Origin of the sequence: Peribacillus phoenicis, assembly GCF_047238085.1 — a bacterium.
Classification (GTDB): domain Bacteria; phylum Bacillota; class Bacilli; order Bacillales; family DSM-1321; genus Peribacillus.
Genome location: NZ_JBDFMF010000001.1, coordinates 3,731,324 through 3,751,779, shown reverse-complemented (window position 1 = coordinate 3,751,779; position 20,456 = coordinate 3,731,324). Strand labels below are relative to the sequence as shown.

22 protein-coding genes are annotated in these 20,456 nt (G+C 41.9%); 20 read left to right on the top strand and 2 right to left on the bottom strand.

The window, feature by feature from the left end; all coding sequences use genetic code 11:
- Positions 1–12: 12 nt before the first annotated feature.
- The 3 genes from phnC to ABC374_RS18370 are packed head-to-tail and all read left to right on the top strand — an operon-like array spanning position 13 to position 2,448.
- Positions 13–801: a phosphonate ABC transporter ATP-binding protein gene (phnC, locus tag ABC374_RS18380; protein WP_413019348.1), complete on the top strand. Its 789-nt coding sequence runs from the start codon at positions 13–15 to the stop codon at positions 799–801.
- Positions 791–1,576, top strand: a complete 786-nt coding sequence (locus ABC374_RS18375; protein WP_413019346.1) for a PhnE/PtxC family ABC transporter permease — start codon at positions 791–793, stop codon at positions 1,574–1,576. Before phnC ends, ABC374_RS18375 begins: the two co-directional genes overlap by 11 nt.
- Before the next feature lie 59 nt (positions 1,577–1,635).
- On the top strand, positions 1,636–2,448 hold the full coding sequence (locus tag ABC374_RS18370; RefSeq protein WP_413020392.1) for a PhnE/PtxC family ABC transporter permease: 813 nt from the start codon (positions 1,636–1,638) through the stop codon (positions 2,446–2,448).
- Positions 2,449–2,629: 181 nt separating this feature from the next.
- Here ABC374_RS18370 and ABC374_RS18365 read toward each other — a convergent pair whose 3' ends face one another.
- Positions 2,630–3,133, bottom strand: coding sequence for a DinB family protein (locus ABC374_RS18365; RefSeq protein WP_350299764.1), 504 nt, complete (start codon positions 3,131–3,133; stop codon positions 2,630–2,632).
- Positions 3,134–3,880: 747 nt separating this feature from the next.
- Here ABC374_RS18365 and ABC374_RS18360 point away from each other — a divergent pair.
- The 15 genes from ABC374_RS18360 to ABC374_RS18290 all read left to right on the top strand — a co-directional run bounded on the left by ABC374_RS18360 (position 3,881) and on the right by ABC374_RS18290 (position 16,180).
- On the top strand, positions 3,881–4,549 hold the full coding sequence (locus ABC374_RS18360) for a YdeI/OmpD-associated family protein (RefSeq protein ID WP_413019344.1): 669 nt from the start codon (positions 3,881–3,883) through the stop codon (positions 4,547–4,549).
- 117 nt (positions 4,550–4,666) lie between these two features.
- Positions 4,667–5,677: a permease gene (locus ABC374_RS18355; protein WP_413019342.1), complete on the top strand. Its 1,011-nt coding sequence runs from the start codon at positions 4,667–4,669 to the stop codon at positions 5,675–5,677.
- Positions 5,677–6,441, top strand: coding sequence for a TIGR03943 family putative permease subunit (locus ABC374_RS18350; RefSeq protein WP_413019340.1), 765 nt, complete (start codon positions 5,677–5,679; stop codon positions 6,439–6,441). The genes ABC374_RS18355 and ABC374_RS18350 overlap by 1 nt, the downstream gene beginning before the upstream one ends.
- A 183-nt stretch (positions 6,442–6,624) precedes the next feature.
- Complete coding sequence (locus tag ABC374_RS18345) at positions 6,625–7,080, top strand: RrF2 family transcriptional regulator (protein ID WP_252267385.1); 456 nt, start codon at positions 6,625–6,627, stop codon at positions 7,078–7,080.
- 74 nt (positions 7,081–7,154) lie between these two features.
- A complete protein-coding gene (locus ABC374_RS18340; RefSeq protein ID WP_413019337.1) occupies positions 7,155–7,865 on the top strand; it encodes a DsbA family oxidoreductase in 711 nt (236 codons plus the stop codon).
- A 131-nt stretch (positions 7,866–7,996) separates the two neighbouring features.
- Positions 7,997–8,278 (top strand): hypothetical protein, encoded by a 282-nt coding sequence (locus ABC374_RS18335; RefSeq protein WP_413019335.1) that lies wholly within the window; start codon positions 7,997–7,999, stop codon positions 8,276–8,278.
- A gap of 420 nt (positions 8,279–8,698) precedes the next feature.
- Positions 8,699–9,514 (top strand): uroporphyrinogen-III synthase, encoded by an 816-nt coding sequence (locus ABC374_RS18330; RefSeq protein ID WP_413019333.1) that lies wholly within the window; start codon positions 8,699–8,701, stop codon positions 9,512–9,514.
- 13 nt (positions 9,515–9,527) lie between these two features.
- Positions 9,528–10,976 carry a uroporphyrinogen-III C-methyltransferase gene (gene cobA, locus ABC374_RS18325; RefSeq protein ID WP_413019331.1) on the top strand — a complete coding sequence of 483 codons (1,449 nt, stop codon included), beginning with the start codon at positions 9,528–9,530 and terminating at the stop codon, positions 10,974–10,976.
- A gap of 206 nt (positions 10,977–11,182) precedes the next feature.
- A complete protein-coding gene (locus ABC374_RS18320; protein ID WP_157831021.1) occupies positions 11,183–11,356 on the top strand; it encodes a hypothetical protein in 174 nt (57 codons plus the stop codon).
- A gap of 171 nt (positions 11,357–11,527) precedes the next feature.
- A complete protein-coding gene (locus ABC374_RS18315; protein ID WP_413019329.1) occupies positions 11,528–11,941 on the top strand; it encodes a DUF4064 domain-containing protein in 414 nt (137 codons plus the stop codon).
- 179 nt (positions 11,942–12,120) lie between these two features.
- On the top strand, positions 12,121–14,001 hold the full coding sequence (locus tag ABC374_RS18310) for an immunoglobulin-like domain-containing protein (protein ID WP_413019327.1): 1,881 nt from the start codon (positions 12,121–12,123) through the stop codon (positions 13,999–14,001).
- Positions 14,002–14,439: 438 nt separating this feature from the next.
- Positions 14,440–14,661, top strand: a complete 222-nt coding sequence (locus ABC374_RS18305) for a DnaJ family domain-containing protein (protein ID WP_413019325.1) — start codon at positions 14,440–14,442, stop codon at positions 14,659–14,661.
- Positions 14,662–14,817, top strand: coding sequence for a hypothetical protein (locus ABC374_RS18300; RefSeq protein ID WP_413019323.1), 156 nt, complete (start codon positions 14,662–14,664; stop codon positions 14,815–14,817).
- Between the two features lie 94 nt (positions 14,818–14,911).
- Positions 14,912–15,460: a signal peptidase I gene (lepB, locus tag ABC374_RS18295; RefSeq protein WP_241592588.1), complete on the top strand. Its 549-nt coding sequence runs from the start codon at positions 14,912–14,914 to the stop codon at positions 15,458–15,460.
- A 234-nt stretch (positions 15,461–15,694) separates the two neighbouring features.
- Positions 15,695–16,180, top strand: a complete 486-nt coding sequence (locus tag ABC374_RS18290) for a DedA family protein (RefSeq protein ID WP_350299753.1) — start codon at positions 15,695–15,697, stop codon at positions 16,178–16,180.
- Positions 16,181–16,266: 86 nt separating this feature from the next.
- Here the strand turns inward: ABC374_RS18290 and ABC374_RS18285 are convergent, their stop codons facing one another.
- Positions 16,267–17,001 carry an SDR family NAD(P)-dependent oxidoreductase gene (locus tag ABC374_RS18285; RefSeq protein WP_350302921.1) on the bottom strand — a complete coding sequence of 245 codons (735 nt, stop codon included), beginning with the start codon at positions 16,999–17,001 and terminating at the stop codon, positions 16,267–16,269.
- Between the two features lie 431 nt (positions 17,002–17,432).
- On the opposite strand from ABC374_RS18285, the gene ABC374_RS18280 reads away from it, so the two are divergent.
- Together ABC374_RS18280 and pepV are read left to right on the top strand one after the other, a co-directional pair.
- Positions 17,433–18,770: an MATE family efflux transporter gene (locus ABC374_RS18280; protein WP_413019320.1), complete on the top strand. Its 1,338-nt coding sequence runs from the start codon at positions 17,433–17,435 to the stop codon at positions 18,768–18,770.
- 258 nt (positions 18,771–19,028) lie between these two features.
- Complete coding sequence (pepV, locus tag ABC374_RS18275) at positions 19,029–20,441, top strand: dipeptidase PepV (protein WP_350299751.1); 1,413 nt, start codon at positions 19,029–19,031, stop codon at positions 20,439–20,441.
- Positions 20,442–20,456: the final 15 nt, after the last annotated feature.

Sequence of the window (20,456 nt, the reverse complement as noted above, 5' to 3'; positions counted from 1 at the left end):
GGAGGATCATACATGAAAACATTATTGGAAGTGAAAAATGTCTCAAAACATTTTGGAAATGGTACAAAGGCGTTATCCAATATTGACTTCACTGTGAAAGAAGGAGAGTTCGTTTCGATCATAGGGCCATCCGGAGCAGGGAAATCAACTCTTCTTCGATGCATCAACAGGATGATCGATGCTTCTAGCGGAGAAATCATTTTTGATAATGATCATGTATACAAGGTGAATAAAAGGGAGTTAAAGAAAGTACGCAGGAAAATAGGGATGGTTTTTCAACATTATAATCTTGTAAATAGATTAAGTGTGATTGAAAATACCCTCCATGGACGATTAGGCTATAAATCTACACTGGCTGGAATCCTTGGGCTTTATAGTGAAGAGGAGAAACTTCAGGCTGCTAAAGTGCTCCAAATTCTAGGTCTGGAAGATCTAATCTATAAAAGGTCCGATCAGTTGAGCGGAGGACAGAAGCAACGGGTTGGCATTGCGCGGGCACTTATCCAAAATCCTAAATTGCTATTATGCGATGAACCGATTGCCTCTCTTGACCCGAATTCTTCCAAGGTGATCATGGATCATTTAAGGAATATCTGCACTTCCATGGGAATCACAGTTGTTGTCAACCTGCATCAAGTCGATGTGGCCCTGAAATATTCGGATCGAATCATCGGTGTGAATGGTGGCAAGGTTGTTTTCAATGGCACAACTCAAAATATAACCTCAAATGATATCCATCAGATATATGGATCGGATGAAGGAAAGTTCATTTTTGATTTGGGAGGTTCCCATGTCGGCTGATGTTTTTGCAAGAAAAAGAAGAAATTCACTACTAGTGTTTTTGCTTATTGGGGCTGCGACGGCTGTTTCCATCATCATTACAGAATTCAGCATCGCAAAAGGGGTTACTTCGGTTCCTAAGGCCATACAATGGTCGTTATCGAATTTTTATCCAACAAAGGATTCCCTTACCAAACTGCCAGACATTTTGATAAAGCTGAAAGAAACACTTTTAATATCCGTTGCAGCCACCACACTCGCGGGAATATTGGCCTTTGCATTTGCGATATTGGGTTCCAATACGACAAGGGTGAATGCCTTTTTCGGAGGTTTTAGCCGAGGGATAGCCGTTTTATTTAGAAATATTGATGTCTCAATATGGGCGTTAGTACTGTTATTTTCATTTGGACAAAGTTCCTTGACCGGTTATTTTGCCTTGTTTTTCGGATCTTTCGGTTTTTTAACAAGAGCTTTTATTGAAACGATCGATGAAGTGAGTTCAAGTTCCGTAGAAGCTTTGCAGACAACCGGGGCAAGTTATCTAACCGTCATTTCGCAGTCTGTGATTCCTTCAACAATTCCGCAAATGATCAGCTGGGTACTTTTTATGATTGAAACGAATATCAGGAATGCAACATTGGTCGGGCTGCTTACAGGATCGGGCATTGGTTTTACGTTTAATCTGTACTATAAAAACTTGAGTTATGACATTGCCAGTCTTGTCGTCATTACGATCATCATTTCGATATTATCTATTGAATTGATCTCAAATTATGTGAGGAGGGTGATTTTATAATGCAGGCAGAGGGTCCAATCAAATCATTTCCTTCTCCTACTGGACAGGATTTGGATAAAATGCTACTTGAACGACTATCGAAAAAGCCCTTCTCGAAATCTTCAATCGCGATTAGGTTGAGTATGCTGGTACTGGCGGTTTTGACCATATACGCTTTTGCCAGTTTTGATTATAAGGATGTTAAACTGTGGGACGCGCTATCATTGACCGTCGACAATTTGAAGACCATGTTTTTTGTACCGCATCTGAAGCACTTTACCTTTTCACAAGCGCTTTATCCGGTGTCGATTACACTAGGTTTAGCCTTCTTGACAACAATATTTGGTGCGATCATTGCCCTGATGTTGGGGCTTTTAGCGGCTGGAAATATCTCGTCCAAGCCATTATCGATTATCATAAAGGGATCGGTTGCCCTGATCAGAGCCGTTCCTACCGTGTTGTGGGTCCTCATTTTTGCAGTCGCAGCAGGGCTGGGCAGTGTAGCGGCCGTTATAGGGATGACGTTTCACTCCATAAGTTACCTTGTGAAGGCCTACTCGGAATCCTTCGAGGAAATTGATAAAGGAGCTATAGAGGCGCTGCAAGCAAGCGGAGCGAATTGGTGGCAGATCGTGTTCCAAGTCATCATTCCATCTTCGATCACTTATATCATTTCGTGGACCTTCATGCGCTTTGAAATCAATTTTGCAGTGGCAGTCGCAATGGGAGCAGCGGCAGGCGCAGGAGGAATCGGCTTCGATATGTTCATGGCAAGTGGATTTTACTTTGACTTGAGTGAAATTGGAGCAATCACTTATTTTATCCTGATAATTGCAATCTGTCTTGAAATCTTCGCAACACAAATCAAAAGGAAACTAAAAGTATCATCTTGAATTTAGTTTGAGGCTAGGGAAATATGAGCTCTGCCAATCTATCAACTTGGTGCAGCCCTCGACAGACACGTTCGTTTCAGAGCATGCATGAAAGAAGACCACAAAATAACGTGGTCTCTTTATTTGTTTGAAATTCGTTGTCTCCGGCTTATTCTCTAATGGTGTCATTGTCATGAAAGGCTTATATAAGGGAGGACTTTATTTCTTGTATCTGTTTGATATGCCTTTGTTCATGTAAGGATAATAACTCAATCCATTGATCCAATGAGAGGTCCCCGAAAAGGGGATGCTTGGCTTTCTTTCTATTTAACAAGATATCTGAATCCATATCATAAAGAACCTGTAATAATCGGTCCCTTGATTCTGCCAGCAAATCCATAAGGCTCGATAATTGAAATGGGGTTGAAGAGGGTGAAATGACCTCAGGGGATGAGAATTTCCTTGTTCTATCAGTAACGAAGTAAATGTTTTTTTGAATGATATTATTAAAATCCCTTTCCCGAATGCCATTTGTTATAACTTCTGTAAAAACCTGTTCCGTAAGATATAAATGATGGCAAATTTGGGCGATGTTCCATACTTCAGGCACAGGCCTATGGTGGAGCATTTTTTCATCCAACTCCGTAATTTCCTCTATTAACTGTTTTCTTGATTCAAATAGCAAATCATACTCGATAAAATTCATGAGAACTCCCCTTTTGTGACACCTCATATGAAAGCATCACTGAATTTTTTGATATAGGAAAAAACAAAGGGATATCTGATTGCATAAAGAATGCATAAAAACTACGGAAAAAAAACATCTGATTTAAAGTGGATTCATGATGATTGGAATATGATTTCGGAAAGACCATGGTCTAAGATCGGCTTTTAAACGTTTTCTAGGGACTGCATTGTTGTTTTTGAAGCTTTGATACCCTAATGCCTATGCACAATAGTTAAGTTTATGTCTGCACTCAGTATGTTAGGCTTCAAAAACAAGAATGCGACGTCTAGGGCTTCATCTTTTGCACCGGAAAATGAAGAATTAGCCCATTCCGGAATTTCAAAATTGTTCACATTGCATTTATCATTACATTAGGACTGCTTTGTTGCAATAAAAAATACAGTGAAATCTATGCATCTGCTGTAATTGGGTTAACAGTCGCTCTACCGGGATATGGGTATTTATCTTAGCTATACATCCGTACTCTATGAGATTGCTATCATGTTAAAGGGGAAAAACTCTAAGAAGTGGGCATTGAAATTGATGATATCTGAATTATAGCATAGTTAATATTTTCCTAGAAATGGTTATATGAAAAAAGATGGAAGGTTTCCGCATCGTCTGTTTGCTTATAATAGTGGATAGACTACCAAGAGAAAAGTTGATAACGCAATGGGCAGCTTATAAACTGAAGATAGACAAAATGAACTAGGATGGTGAATGCCAATGGCTAAAACAATAGTCGAAAAACTGAATTTACATAAATATGAACGGGTGGCAGTCTTGAATCTGCCAGCCGGGGCGGATTATTTAGCAGAGTTGCCGGATTACGATGCGGAACTTAATCAAAGTGCCTATGATCTTATATTTGCCTTTGTATTGGATATGGATTCTTTAAAAGGAATCGTGGATAAGGTAATCGAGAAGAATCATTTGAGTAAAAACGGCTATATTTATTTGGCGTACCCCAAGAAGGGGAATAAAGAATATGCTACATATATTCATCGTGATGATCTGATGCAAGGCCTTGGTGCGGATGTTGAAGGTTATGTTGGCTCGAGTGACCTGAAGTTTGCACGTATGGTTGGGTTGGATGATGTCTTTACGGTAGTCGGACTGAAAGAAGATTCGAAAAATAGAAACCGTCCATCTACCAAAGCAAGCCAATCAGTAGATGATTATATCGGAAAGATTTCTGAAATTGAGAAAGATTTGCAGGATTCCCCTGATTTGCTTGCGTTCTATCAATCACTTACGCCAGGGTATCGCAAGGATTGGGCCCGTTACGTGTATAGTGCAAAACAAGAGGCGACACAAGTGAAACGGCGCCAGGAAATGAAAACGATTTTAGGAGAAGGTTATAAGAGCAGGGATCTATATCGAAGGAATAAATGAGGGTGGGGAATGTCTTCCATTCTCTTTTTTTTCTGTTCTGTTCACCCTATCAAAAGCATATACTAGACCGAATCCAAACTTAAATCGTAATAATTATGATTTGTGAGGTGGTTAAATATGCTTTTGAAACGCTACACGGGAAATTTGCTGTTATTGATTCTGCTGTTTTTGCTGCTGGCATTCTTTTTTCTAGGCGATGTGTTCATTCCCAAAGCGATTGATTTCTCGGACTACCCGATGCTTCACTCTGTGTTCGTCGTGTTTTTGGGATTGTTTTTAGAATCGATTCCTTTCCTGTTCCTCGGGGCCATTGCTTCATCATTCATCCAGTTGTTCATCAGTGAAGAAATCATTCAGCGAATGATACCAAAAAGACCACTGACAGCCATTTTTGCTGCGATAGTGGCGGCGCTGATCATTCCGGTTTGTGAATGTGCAATCATCCCGGTCGTCCGGAGATTGATTCAAAAGGGTGTCCCGGTCCATGCGGGTGTGGTCTTGCTCGTAACTGCCCCAATATTGAATGTCATCGTGTTCGGCTCAACTTATTATGCGTTCCAAAATAATCCCGCCATTCTATATGGAAGAATCATTGTTTGTGTCCTGACGGCCATAATCGCAGGTTTATTCATTCATATATTCAGCACAAAAGATGTGGTGAAAGAGGACAAGGTGGAACTGGTACAAGGGCATGAGCATGATATTCAGTCCAGTAAATGGACAAGCTTTATTGATCATACTTCGCAGGAGTTTTTTATGGTCGGCAGATACTTTATCATCGGGGCCTTGTTTGCCAGTGTATTTCAGGTGTTCATGGATCGGTCCGTAATGGCCGATATTGGTCAGGCGCCAATAAAAGGCACGGCGTTGATGATGGGAATTGCGTTTGTGCTTTCACTCTGTTCATCAGCTGATGCATTCGTAGCGGCCTCCTTTTCCCATAGTTTTCTGCCAGGCTCCATACTGGGATTCCTTGTATTTGGTCCCATGCTGGATCTGAAAAATGTTTTGATCATGATGTCCTGTTTTAAACGGAGCTTCGTCGTCACGTATGTCCTGCTTATTTTCGCAGTCGTCTTCAGCCTCTGCCTGATTGCAGGCGGATTGATCAGTAAGGGGGGCTTCTGATGAAACGTTTTTTTATCCAAAGACTTGAAGGATTGCTGCTGCTTGGATTGGGCCTCATGATCTTTAAATTGTATGTTTCAGGATATTTAACGAAATTGATTGCACCCAAGATGGTTCCATATGCATTGGCGGCACTTTTTGCTTTTTTAGTGATCAGCCTTCTCCGAATGAAAAAACAAAAACAGGGTGAACAACATTGTGATTGCGGATCGAATGGGGAGTCTTCCTCCTCTGCACTGGTCCTGAAATATAGTTTGTTCTTCATTCCGATTCTTCTGGGCTTCATCCTGACAGATTTTACATTAAGCGGGGAAGTGCTGGCGAAAAGGGGGATGGCGAAGCAGCAGGCACAGATGGTAAGTTCATATGATTCAGGGAAACATGCGAATGGGGAGAAAATCTCCGTAACCGATGATAATTATTTTGAAGTACTGGATGATTTACTGAACAACCTCGATACGATCGAGGGGAAGGAAATAGAGATTTCGGGGTTCATATACCGTGAGGATACATTTACGAAAAAACAAATGGCCATCTCCCGCCTCTCCATGTCCTGCTGTGTGGTCGATGCGACGTTATACGGATATATGGTCAACGGGAACGTGGAAGGAATGAAGACGAATGATTGGTATACGATTACAGGGACATTAAAAAAAGGAAGCTATAAAGGGGAACCCGTACCGGTGATCGATTTAAAAGAGTCGAAGAAAATAAAGGCACCCGAAGAAGCTTATTTATATGAAAATGTACAAATCATTCAGTAGGATTGGAAAACCCGGCAAAAAGGATGTTTGCCGGGTTTTGGTGCCGAAATTTTGCCGTAATCCGGAAACGGCTGAACATCGTGAGCCAAGGTCGGAAAAATCCAGAAATGGCGCCATTTGTTCGGGAGAACGTAACATAGTATAATGGCCTTACCATGGATAAGAGTGTAAGGGGGGATAATCTTGTCTTCAAGTAATCGAAACAATCAAATTGGACCGCCGCGGTTTGCCATTGCCATTCACTCTTTGGTTTGGCTCGCACAAAGCGAAAAGCTCCTGACAAGTTCGGCAATCGCCTTAAAGGTGAAGTCACACGCCACTTTTTTAAGAAGGGTGATGGCACAGCTTGCAGCTGCGGGAATCGTCGAAACAAAGGAAGGACGGGAAGGCGGATATAGTTTGAAGGTGCCTGCCTCTCAGCTGACTTTGGCGGATGTGTATCAAGCGGTACGGCCGGAATGTCTTGTTTGTATGGAAACGAGCGAATGCGGTGAGGTCGGGAAGCAGCTGGATACGGCTTTGGAGGAAATAATGAACGAAGCCGAAAAGGAAACATTGCGCCTGCTAAAGGGCTATACATTGGAAGAATTCATGAAAAAAGTCGACTTCACCAATTTTGAAAATGAGTGTCTGGGCTAATATCCTTGCAAGAGGATACCCAGGATTATATAATGTGCTTAATGCGATTGCATTTAAAATGAGGAGGTATTTACATGAAGGTGGAAATTTGGTCGGATTATCAATGTCCGTTCTGTTATATAGGTAAGCGTCGATTCGAAGAGGCTTTAAAGCAGTTTGAAAATAAAGATCAGGTAGAGGTCTCATTTCGCAGTTTTGAGTTGAACCCAGAGGCTGAGCGGGATATCAATATGACTCAAAATGAAATGCTGGCCAAGAAATACGGCATGTCTCAAGCGCAGGTGGAAGCGAACAGCCAAAACCTGACTCAACAGGCTAAAGAATTGGGACTCGATTATCATTTGGACAAAGTGGTCTTAACGAATTCGTTCGATGCCCACCGCTTGATGCATTTTGCTGAATCAAAAGGTAAAGAGAATGAAATGAATGAACGCTTATTTAAAGCTTACTTTACGGAAGGCAAACATATTGGCGATCACGCTACATTGGCTAGTTTGGCTGAAGAGGTTGGCCTTGAAAAGTCCGAGACGGAGGCCATGCTGGCAGGAACGGCATTCACGGCTGAGGTTAGGGGGAATGAGCAAGAAGGAAGCCTGCTTGGAATTACAGGTGTCCCATTCTTCGTCATTAATCGCAAATATGGAATCTCCGGCGCCCAGCCAACGGAAGCATTCCTCGATACGCTAAAAAAAGTATGGGCTGAGGAAAATCCGCTTACGATCGTGAATGATCCAGCAACAGGCGACGCTTGTACGGACGGTTCTTGTAACGTGCCGGAAAAATAATGAAGATATGAAGAAGGAGACCCGAAACTGGGTCTCCTCTTTTTACTTAAAAAGGAAATGTTATATATGGCAAAGAATATAGTGTACAGGAAGGCATTTCACAAAAGTCCGAAATGAAAGGGAGTTAAAAGATGTATATAATGATTGGAATACTAGTCTCCGTGATTGCATGTGCAGTAATTGCCAAACTAATTTCCTATAAATATTGGACATGTATTTATACAGCATTCGGGAATGAAAATTATTTTAAGGCGGTTGCGAAATTGGAAAGGGAAGGGATACCATTCAAAACGAAAACGCCTATGAATTTAGGTTCCGAAAGAATTCAGAATCGCCATGAAACCACTCAATATGATGTTTTTGTAAAAAAAGAACAGGAGCATCTTGCCCAAAGGGCACTAAACAAGAATTAACAAAAGTTAGATCGTTGAAAATCGCTGTCCTGATGGCAGCTTTTTTTACTGGCTGGAAAAGATAAGATGAGGGAATTGAAGCAGGCCATGTTATGCTTTTTTGGAAACTCACGAGTATTTACTCCAAACTCACGAGTAAAAGCCCAAAATTCACGAGTATTTACTCGAAACTCACGAGTAAAATCCCAAAACTAAAGAGTATTTGCTCTAAACTCATGAGTAAAAGTCCAAAACTCACGAGGGTGGGACTTATAAAAAGCAAAGTGCTGCTAATTCATCTTTCGATTGATTTCATATAGGATAAAAGAAAGAAAAAGCGTTGTTTTTGATACGGAATCCGTTTTTTATAGTTTCAAAGACTGAAAATTTGTATAATGAGTGAGATGGATTTAATTGAATGTACATATAGGAGGGGCATGGATGAGTAAGCTTAATGGCAGGACCGTTGCTTTATTGGGAGCAAGGAAGACGGAAGAACTTAGTAAAATCGTTCAAAATCTTGGGGGAGTCCCGCTCGTTCGCCCGGCACAGGGGACGGTATTCCTTGATGATTCCCATTTGGAAGAGGATGTCACCCGTTTGATGGAAGGGGAGTTCGATTGGATCATCCTCACGACGGGAGTGGGGACGGAATTATTATATAAAACGGCAGTGAAGATGGAAGCGGGAGATCGTTTCGTAGAAGCCTTGAAGTCTATGAAAATTGCAGCCAGGGGTTATAAAACGGTGAATATGCTGAAAAAGCTTGGCCTGCAGCCATTAATCCGTGATGATGATGGCAGTACGGCAGGTCTTGTTCGCAATCTGGAAGGTCATCTGCCAGGAGGTGTAAAGGTCGCTTTGCAGCTTCACGGCGATCCGGCCCCACTTTTGATGAACTGGTTGGATGAACAAAAAGTGGAGCATAAAGAAATTCTGCCATATGAACATATACCGCCCGAAAAAGAAACGATGCAGCAGCTGATCCAAGAACTCCTTGAAGGCAAAATCGATTCGGTTGTGTTCACGAGTGCACCGCAGCCGCGAAATTTAATGAGATTTGTCTGTGAACAAGGTGTGGAGGATAAGATATTCGACCTGTTTGCATCAGATGTAATTGCTCTTGCGGTCGGAAAGGTAACGGCGCAGGTGGTAATCGATGAAGGGATCGAGCGGGTCATTTATCCTGAAGATCAACGGATGGGCAGTGCAATGGTGGAACTGGTGAAATATTATCAGGGAATAGCAAGCAGATAGGGGTGAGTGCAGCATGACCAAGGGCAAGGTTTATTTTGTGGGTGCAGGTCCGGGTGATATGGGCCTGATTACCGTAAAGGGTCAAAAAGAAATTGAAAAAGCGGACGTCATTTTGTATGACAGATTGCTAAATCCCAAACTGTTGGAGGCTGCCACTCTCGATTGTGAATTGATATATTGTGGCAAGACACCTTATACTACTGGCATCAGTCAAGGGGAAATCAATGAGCTGCTTGTTTCCAAAGCACAGGCAGGGCAGCGGGTCGTCCGTTTGAAAGGCGGTGACCCTGCCGTTTTTGGAAGAGTCGGGGAGGAAGCGGAATCGTTGAAGGATGAGGGAATCCCATTCGAAGTCATTCCGGGGGTTACGTCCAGCATTGCCGCATCCATGTACGCAGGAGTTCCCGTCACACATCGGGATTACGGACGTTCCTTTGCGATGGTGACGGGCCATGACCGAACGAAGAAGGATATAGATTGGAACGGGCTTGTGAAAAGTATAGATACGGTCGCTTTTTATATGGGTGTGGCCAATCTTCCTTATATCCGTGAAAATTTGATCAATCATGGAAAGCCGGGGAACACGCCGGCACTCGTCATTCAATGGGGGACATATGGAAGACAGGAAAGTGTCGAGGGGACATTGGATGATATCGTCGAAAGGGTAAGTGAAAGATCGCTTGGCAATCCTGCGATCACCTTGGTCGGGGATATCATTTCACTAAGGGGAAAACTGCAATGGTTCGAAAAGAAGCCACTATATGGACAGCGGTTTTTAGTGGCCCGGACCGGAACGGCAAAGAGTTCCTTGGCAGAAGCCCTGCATGAACTTGGCGGCGAAGTCATCGAGTTTCCTAAATGGAATGCGGCAAAAGTGAAAATAGAACAAAGTCAGCTGCTCTCTTTTCTTTCGTATGATCAAATACTCTTCACTTCGCCCGAAAGTGTCCATGGATTCTTGGATTCACTCACAGAACATGCAATTGATTTCCGCCAGATTTCTTCGAAACTTTATGTGTTATCAAGAAAATCGAAAAAGGCTTTACAGCAACGGGGACTGATGGCAGAGCTCAAATCCGAGATGGCGGAAGCCGGAACACTATTGGTTGTTGGAGATCGAAACAGAGATCAAAGAGATCCGGCACATGGGGACGGAGACTATTTTCAATCAATCGATAAATTTGTCGATGAAAGATTCCTTGAAATCCTTCCGAGAATGCTGGAGGGGAAAGCTGTTGGGACGGTACTTTTTTCGAATCGGCATTCAGTTGATATGCTGATGCAATATGGGAACAAGGCAGACGTGGATGTTGAAGGGCTTCTAAATCAAGCCTCCATCGGGGTAATCGGGGAAAGTACCGGCAATAGACTTAAAGACTATGGATTTACATTGGATATGATGCCCAATGAACCGTCTGTCGAACAATTGGTGGAGTTGATCGTGAATAGGAATGTTTTTTAGGCTCTGATAATAACAGAGTCTATTTCCTTTGGAGGGCTTCGTTATTCAACTTCTATTAATATTGTTGGCGTTCAGTGTTAAGTCCAATCATGTTATCATTTAATTACGGGACATAACTGGAAAATGCGGAAAGTTTGAAAAGGCCTCACTTACTGCTTTTATTGGCCAGAATTGATGTTTACCATTCAAAGACAGGCGGTGACTTAATGTTTAATATTGTTGATATTTTATGGCAATTATTCTACCTTGCCCTACTAGTTCTGCTATTCGTAATGGTTGTGAAGTCGATCCGTTTCTTTATAAAACATATGACAAAAATGAATAACCTTGAAAATAAAAGAGATGAATTAAATGAACGATTGAAAAAGAAGGATGAGTGACGGCCGTATCTCCGGGGTCGGTTTCCTGTTTGCGAGTTATGGCAGGGATAGATTGGATTAGCCTTGCCAAATGGACGCTCGTAAGATTTTGAGGAGTAAAGAATAAAAGTCTTTTATTCCTTCCCAGATTGGGTATTATATATAAGTGACTTTTCCAGGGAGGCGAAGCAAATGAAACGGACATGGGAATACGTATTAAGTATCATAGGCGTGAGCATGGCTGCAATTTTTTTAATCGTGACGATCATAACAGCCGTTTATCTCAACAGTATCGATTTGAAAGAAATGGTGGACTACTCATTAATGTCAGATTCTCAGGAGTTTTCTTCATCTGAGATAGATATGTCAGTCAAATTTTTCATGGGCTTATTATGGGCTGGGATCATATCGCTGTTCATTGCCTTGTCAGGCGGTTTGATCGCTATCTTTCTATTAAAAGGCGGCAAAGTGAAGGGAGCCGGAATCTTATTGATCATTACGGGCATTGTGACGATCTTTCATGTTTGGCCGCTTATCTTCTTCATCGTACCGGGTATCATGTGCCTTGTAAGGAAGCCGAGGGAAACGGTGGAAGTGATTGAATGATCCGGCATCATACATAGTTTTGTGATTTGAAAACAAAGGAGCTTTCCCGATAATGCGGGTAAGCTCCTTTTATGCTGTAAGGATATTTTAGGAGTAAATACCTTATTATACCTGCAATCACCAGTCTATCATGTTACTATTATTATAGATTTAAATATAAATAGACTGGAGTTCGATCGATGAAGATACCTTTAATGAAGATTGGAGCACTGACCTGTTTAACACTTGGTTTGTTCAATGGACAGGCTTTAGCGGAGTCTGGAATAACCAATGCGTGTTCATCATTCGGTGAGATTCAATCCAATGAAAATCCTTCCCATAAGCAGATCAACTGCTTACTGACGAATGCGGCAATAGAGGCTGAAATCCCCCCTGAAGTGGTAAAAGCGGTGGCTACGCAGGAAAACGGGGATTGGAGGCAATTTAATGAGGACGGTAAACCGATTAAATCCGACGATGGCGGCATCGGTCTAATGCAGCTTACCAATAAAACTGGATATGACCAGAAAAAGCTGGAAAATGATATAGTCTACAATATCGAGGCAGGAGTCGAGGTCCTGAATGGCATGTATTCAAGAAGGGATTTGCCTAAGATCAAAGGTGCAGGACGCAGGGTCATCGAAAATTGGTATTTCCCTGTCATGGCTTACAATGGGACAAAACCGGAGAACAGTCCTCTTTACCAGGAAAACGGGGAAAGAAATGCAAATGCCTACCAAGAGGAAGTTTTTGCTGAGATAGAAAAACAAAGTTATTTAACTGATACAAAACTGGCAAAATATCCATTCAAAACTTCGGACTTTCAATATGATCGGACTAGCACTGAAAATATCATCTTTAAAAATCTTGAATACACGCTGACAGATCAAACGCATGACTCTGTTTATTGGTTCAAGGCAGGTGACAAAGTGGTGACATCATCAAGCGCGAATATCAGGAAAGAAATAAGCAATACGGAAGGCGCAGTACGTGTGCCACCCAATACAAGCTTGATCATTACAGGGAATTTTGAATATCACGAATCTAAGGGAAATAAATTTGTCTTTTACCCCGTACAAACGGAAGACAAAAGTATTAAGGGGTATGTTTCATCGGCTTACATCTCCAATAGGCCATCGATTGTCAAGGATACAAATAAGCCTGTGATTTCAGGGGCTGCCGGTAAATCGATTCCATTCAACTCAACCTTCAATCCTAAAACCGGCATAAAGGCGAAGGATGATAAAGATGGTGACTTAACGAGTGCCATACGTGTTGAAGGTAAGGTGGATACCAAGAAAGTGGGCGCCTATAATTTGACTTATACGGTAGCTGACAAGGCTGGGAATGTTGCCAAGGTCACAAGGAAAATAACCGTTTATGATCAAGTCAAGCCAGTGATTTCAGGTGCCGGGAATAAAACCATCAAACTTAATTCTTCATTCCATCCAAAAACGAACGTGAGTGCCAAGGATAATGCCGATGGCAACTTGACTAGTAAAATCAAAGTGACGGGTACAGTCAATACGAAGAAAAAGGGGACCTATACATTGAAGTATACGGTCACCGATTCATCGAAAAATGCAGCGACAGTCACAAGGAAGATCACGATAGATGGCACCAAGCCAGTCATCTCGGGAGCCAATAGTAAAACCGTTGGCTATTATTCGACATTCAACCCTAAATCAGGTGTTTCTGCAAAAGATAACCTGGATGGCAACATGACAAGTAAAATCAAAGTGACAGGTACGGTGAATACGAAGAAAAAGGGAACGTATACATTAAAGTATACAATCACTGATTCATCGAAAAATACTGCGACAGTCACAAGAAAGATTACGGTAGACGGCACCAAGCCGGTCATTTCCGGTGCCAAAAGCAAAACCATTGCCTATAACTCGACATTCAATCCTAAATCAGGTGTATCTGCGAAAGATAATCTTGATGGAAGTTTAACAAGTAAGATCAAAATAACAGGTACGGTGAATACGAAGAAAAAAGGTACCTATACATTGACTTACACAGTTACGGATAAATCGAAGAACAAGGCAGAAGTAAAAAGGAAAATCACAGTTAAATAGAAGGCAAAAAGGATTCCCGCAATAGGGGAATCCTTGAGTTTGTAGGCAAGGTTTTATCTAAATTTTAAAACAAAGTTGATTGGAGCGGGTGTGCGAGACTCCTGCGGGAAAAGCGAGTCGAGGGTAGACCCCACAGGCGCAAAAACGCCGAGGAGGCTACCGGACCGCCCGCGGAAAGCGAGTGCCCTACGTTTCATCGACGTCCAAGATTTTACAAATCCTCATAAAAACTGTAGATAAACTTGATTTTCATCGAGTTTGTCTACAATCTGTAGGATTCCCGTCATAGGGAATCCTTTTTTTGATGTCTGAATGTGATTGGCTGAAAGATATGCATATATAATAGTAGAAAGTGTCCTTCAGGGTGGAGTGGATATTGATAAAAATGTTATAATTGTAAATAGATGTAACAGAAAGTGATCTGAAGGGGGATTGTTTATGGGCAAAGAACACGGGCATGTAAACTGGATGGATCAGATTTTTAAGGAATATGAACGTGACGGCGGGTTGAAGAATAATCCTGGCTTTGGAAAACCCCTTCCGGAGTCGGCGTTATCGGGAAATATATATGACAATTTCTTGACAAAGGCCAAGGATGCCGGCTACCTTCCGCTTTGGATAAAATGGCAAAAAGAAATTCGGGAAGAGCTATCCGGATAATTGAAAAAAATGAATGGACCTGAATCTGAAATAATGAAACGAATTGATGAAATAAATGAGAAAGTCCGTACATATAATGCGATTTGTCCAGCCAAAATGCAGCGCAGGGAAATAGAGTTGGAAAGCATCGATATCCAATATGAAAAATGGAAGTAATTGATAATGTGTAAAATGTGGGTATTTGTATGACGTGATCATTAAAGGATTATGATATAATGGCATGAATAAAAAACAGAGAGAGGGACTTCGATTGGAAAATAGAAAAGAAGTTTTTTCATGGATAAAAGCGATATTGATTGCAGTCATTCTAGCTTTTTTAATTCGAACGTATATTTTTGCACCGATTGTCGTGGACGGTGAGTCAATGATGCCGACTCTGCAAGACCACGAGAGAATTGTTCTTACCAAGTTTGGAACGAATATCGATAATATCGACCGGTTTGATATTGTCGTTTTTCATGCAACGGTAGATAAAGATTATATAAAAAGGGTTATCGGTCTGCCAGGTGACCATATTGAATATAAAGATGATACGCTTTATATTAATGGGAAAGCTTATGAAGAACCATACTTGGACAAATATAAGAATCAGATGGCAGGGGTGCCGCTGACTGAATCCTTCAAGCTCGAAGACATTACAGGCAGCATGACTGTGCCGGAAGGTCAGCTGTTCCTTATGGGGGACAATCGCCAAAATAGTTTGGATAGCCGTGAAATCGGCACGATATCCGTCGATGAAATTGTAGGCAAGGCGAATCTAGTGTATTGGCCGATCAATGAAATAAAGATTGTGAAATAAGAAGAAGCGGACTCAGGTTTAGAGTCCGCTTTATTGTTGCGTTTTTCATTTCATTGTCATACAGGTTTTTCAACAAAAAACGTGTCAATTCTACTTTTTTTTATCTTTTTTTATGAAAATCAACTCATTTGGGTTAAATTAGGTTATCCTATTAAAAAGAAGTAATCACGTTACCCAGGCCCGCATTAGAAATTGGATTACTTTAAAAAAGGGTGCTGAGATGGAGTACTATAGATGGATATGGTAAAGGATTTAATATCAAACTATGGTTATTTCGCGATATATGGGCTGTTGGCCATTGGGATTATTGGCTTGCCGGTTCCTGATGAGTTCATGATGACTTTTGTCGGCTATTTGTCATCCATTTCCGTTTTGAATGTCCAGGGAGCATTCCTTGTCAGTTTCCTTGGATCGATAACCGGGATGCTTTTCAGTTATTTCATCGGGAAAAAGGTAGGGAAGCCTTTTTTGAGGAAGTATGGTAAGTGGATCAAAATGACCCCTGCAAGGTTGGAAAAATTGGAGAAATGGTTCAATAAATACGGTCCTTGGACCATTATCATAGCCTATTTCATCCCAGGAGTCCGTCACTTCGCCAGTTACATTTCCGGTATGAATGGAATGGGGAAACGAAAGTACTTTATCTTTGCCGGAGCAGGGGCTTTCAGCTGGTGTTTGGTATTTACGACTTTTGGCTATTTCATTGGAGTGTTAACTTAAATCATTTCAACTTCAAAATTTCTTTATTGAATCAGAAAAACCCGTTTCTGGATTCCAGAAACGGGTTTTTCCATTTCTGCCTATATTTATTGAGCTGAGTATCCACCGTCGATGACAAGCTCGGCACCAGTTACGTATGAAGCGTCATCGGATGCTAGATAAAGCACGGCATTTGCAATATCCGCCGGCTGACCCAAGCGTTGTAATGGAGTTGCCTTGATCATTTGGTTCACTAACTCTTTTGACTCTTCTAATTTTTGAGTCATCGGTGTTTCGATGATACCAGGGAATACGGCATTGACACGGACACCCATGCGGCCATATTGCGTTGCGGCAGCCTTGGAAATAGCACGAACGGCACCTTTTGAAGCAGAATAAGAGTTTAAGCCCATTCCGATTTGAGCAGTAAAGGAAGAAATGTTCACGACTGCGCCTTTACCTTCTTTAGCCATGTAAGGAACAACGTGTTTCATTCCAAGGAATGGTCCAAATCCATTGATGCTTAACATTAGCTGCCAATCGGCCAATGACGTATCGTTAATGCCTTTTTCCGTTGATATACCGGCATTGTTAATCAAAATGTCGATCTTGCCAAATTTAGCGATAACTTCATCCGTCATTTTTTTCCAGCTTTCGTCTGAAGATACATCAAGTACAGCTCCATGGACGTTATCCAATTCATTCACAACAGCTACAGCTTTTTCATTGATATCAGCAGCAATGACTTGTGCTCCTTCTTTTGTGAATAGGTCAACCATTTCCCTTCCCATACCAGATGCTCCGCCTGTGATAATGGCTACTTTATCAGTCAATCTTCCCATCATGATCACTCCTAATTGTTGTTGTAACGATGAATGTATGTTCAAGCATAGTTCAAAAGTTATATTATCAACGAGCAATACTATAACTCCTTCAAGAATCCGTCAAGCATTTTATTTTTCTGCTTGCGAATTTACTTTTTCTTGCTGGATAAAAAATATTTGTGGAAAACGTTGAGAGCGTTATCAATCTTTTAATCTACAAATTTGATACCGTATATCATCAATATCTAAAATAGCTTAATCCGTTCTATTTGAACCGATTCACAAGTAATCTTGTAGAGGCATCGTATGATCTTGGGGAGCACCATATGTTCAATTCTAGTGATTAAAATGAAATACTGCAATCTTTTTGTACTTTGAATACAAATTTTTATAACGTCATTCCAAATTTGATTTTTTAGAACTTTTATGTACATTGGAGGTCATCATATATGAATAACAGAATGTATCTTTCCTTGGCCATCCCGCTTACGATTTCGACGATGAGTACGCCCTTGCTCGGTGCGGTCGATACGGCTGTGGTTGGAAAGTTGAGCGATCCCGCCTATATTGGCGGGGTGGCTGTCGGAACCATTATTTTTAATACGATGTATTGGCTTTTTGGTTTTCTTCGGGTCAGTACATCTGCCTTCGCTGCACAAGCGGAGGGGGCAAGGGATGAAAAGCAAAGCCTGATGGCCTTGGTTCGGCCTTTTTTGATAGCAGCGATCATCGGTCTTCTTTTTATCGTGATCCAAAAGCCCATTTTGAATGTTTCGTTAGGTGCAATCGGTCCTGAATCGGACGTTTCCGCCTTTGCCGCAGACTATTTCGGCATCCGGATATGGGGTGCACCTTTTGCATTATTGAACTATGTCATCTTAGGCTGGTTAATCGGGAAATCCAGGATAAAAACATCTTTGTTCATCCAAGTTTTCATGAACGTGATCAATATAGTCTTATGCCTCGTTTTTGTAAATGGCTTTTCATGGTCTGTATCAGGGGTTGCTGCCGCTTCATTGATATCAGAGATTGCCGCGTTTTTCCTGGGCTTGTGGGTGATCCGGAAAGCGGTCAACGTACCGGATTCATTTTCATTACGGGAGGGGTTCGATCGGGCTTCCCTGAAAAAAATGATGGTGGTCAACAGGGATTTATTCATCAGGACCATTTGCCTGATTACGGTTTTCAATCTTTTTACGGCCAAGGGAGCCACTTTCGGGACAGAGACACTGGCGGCAAATGCCGTACTTATTCAAATCCATTACCTGATGGCCTATTGCTTTGATGGCTTCGCGAATGCATCAAGTCTTCTGGTCGGGAAGGCGATTGGTTCGAGAGATATAAACCTTTATAAGAAAACACTCTCACTATCGGCGCGGTGGGGCTTATATGCTTCGGTCATACTTGCCGCATCTTACTATCTATTCAGCGATGAGGTCATTCTCCTTTTCACGGATATTCCCGGTGTCATCGAACTGGCCCATGAATATGGACTTTGGATAGTGTTATTCCCATTCAGTGCCTTTATCGGACTCATTTTTTATGGAGTGTTCACCGGTGCGACTGAAGCCGTTCCAGTAAGGAACTCGATGCTTCTTGCACTATTGGCTTTTTTGATTGTCCAATTCTCAGCGGTCAGCAATCATGGCAATCATGGATTATGGCTAGCATTCCTGGCTTTCAGTTTAGGACGTTCCGTGTTTTTAGCATTATACATCCCGAGGCTAAACCGAAAAGTAACAAAGCTTATGGATGCCGATAGTTTAATGAAATCATCCTCTTTTTAATAAAAGAGGGTGTTTTTTTGTAGACAAAAGGGAGTCTATCTAAATTTTAGTTGATGGAATGAAAGGTGCGAGAATCCCGAGGAAAGCGAGTGCCTGGGGAGGAAATCAACGGGGTGCTTTTTATTTATGTAAGGGTTTTATCGTTAGTTTGACGGTAGCGATAATACGGGAATACGAAGAATAGGTAGCAACGCTTGGCGAATCAGGTAGTAAAAGTGATAAAATGAAAAATATATATAAAAGAGGAGTTGTCGTATTTTGAGTGAATTGAATTGGCGAGAAGAAGTTGAAAAACGGAAAATGGACTTATTACTGGATACTCAAAACTTATTGAAAATAAAAAGTGTACTGGATGAGGAACATCCTACAGAGGAGGCCCCATTCGGTAAAGGGGTGAAGGAAGCACTGGAATTCATGCTTCAATTAGGAGAAAAAGACGGTTTTACTGTGAAAAATGTCGATAATGTCGCTGGTCATATTGAAATGGGTGAAGGTGAGGAGTTAATTGGGATATTATGCCATGTGGACGTGGTACCTGAGGGAGATGGCTGGAGTTCGGATCCGTTCGGCGCTGAAATCCGTAATGGCCGCATATATGCTCGCGGGGCAATCGATGATAAAGGGCCGACGATGGCTGCTTATCATGCGATGAAGCTGGTCCGGGAGCTAGGAGAACCTTTGAACAAACGTGTGAGGATGATCATTGGAACCGATGAAGAATCGAACTGGCGCTGCGTTGACCGGTACTTTGAAGTGGAGGAAATGCCCTCGATCGGCTTCGCACCAGATGCTGATTTCCCGATCATCAGTGCGGAAAAAGGAATCTGGGATTTCTCGGTTATACACCCTGCCGATGCAGGAAATGGCACGAACTCAGACGTGAATGTCATCGAATTTTCTTCAGGTCGAAGGACGAATATGGTACCGGATTTTGCTACGGCCATTGTGGAAGCGGCCAACCCTGCTGAAGTGGCGGCAAACTATCAGGATTATTTGCAAAAATACTCATTGAGAGGCCAAGCCGTTCCGCAAAAAAATCAAGTGCTGCTTGAAATGAATGGTGTTTCGGCACACGCAATGGAACCGAAAAATGGAAGAAATGCAGGTCTCTATTTAGCAGCATTTTTAGCTGATCTTACTCTTGATCCGCATGCGAAAGCCTACTTCACTTTCATTAAGGGTCGTTTGTTTGAAGATTCCCGCGGAAATAATTTAGGTGTGGCTTATTCGGATGAACAAACAGGTGAACTGACGCTCAATGCTGGCGTTTTCAATTATTCAAAACAAGGGGACAGCTCGATCGGTTTCAGTATGCGATATCCAGTGACGTTTGAGTGGGAACAGCAAAAGGCGGCATTGGAAGAAAGACTTGCGGCATATAATTTGAAAGTGAAGACCAATTCGCATTCGACTCCACATTTTGTGGACAGTGAAAGCTTCTTGATTAAGACCTTGCAGGAAGTTTATGAAGCGGAGACAGGTGACAAAGCAGAACTCCTTTCGATTGGGGGCGGCACCTACGCCCGTTCATTGAAAGAAGGCGTAGCATTCGGCCCGCTTTTCCCTGGAAGCGAAGACATTGCGCATCAGAAAGATGAATATATTGATATTGAAGATATGCTTAAGGCAACGTCCATTTATGCACGTGCCATTCATGAATTGGCTAAATAAGAGGCAAAGAGGGAG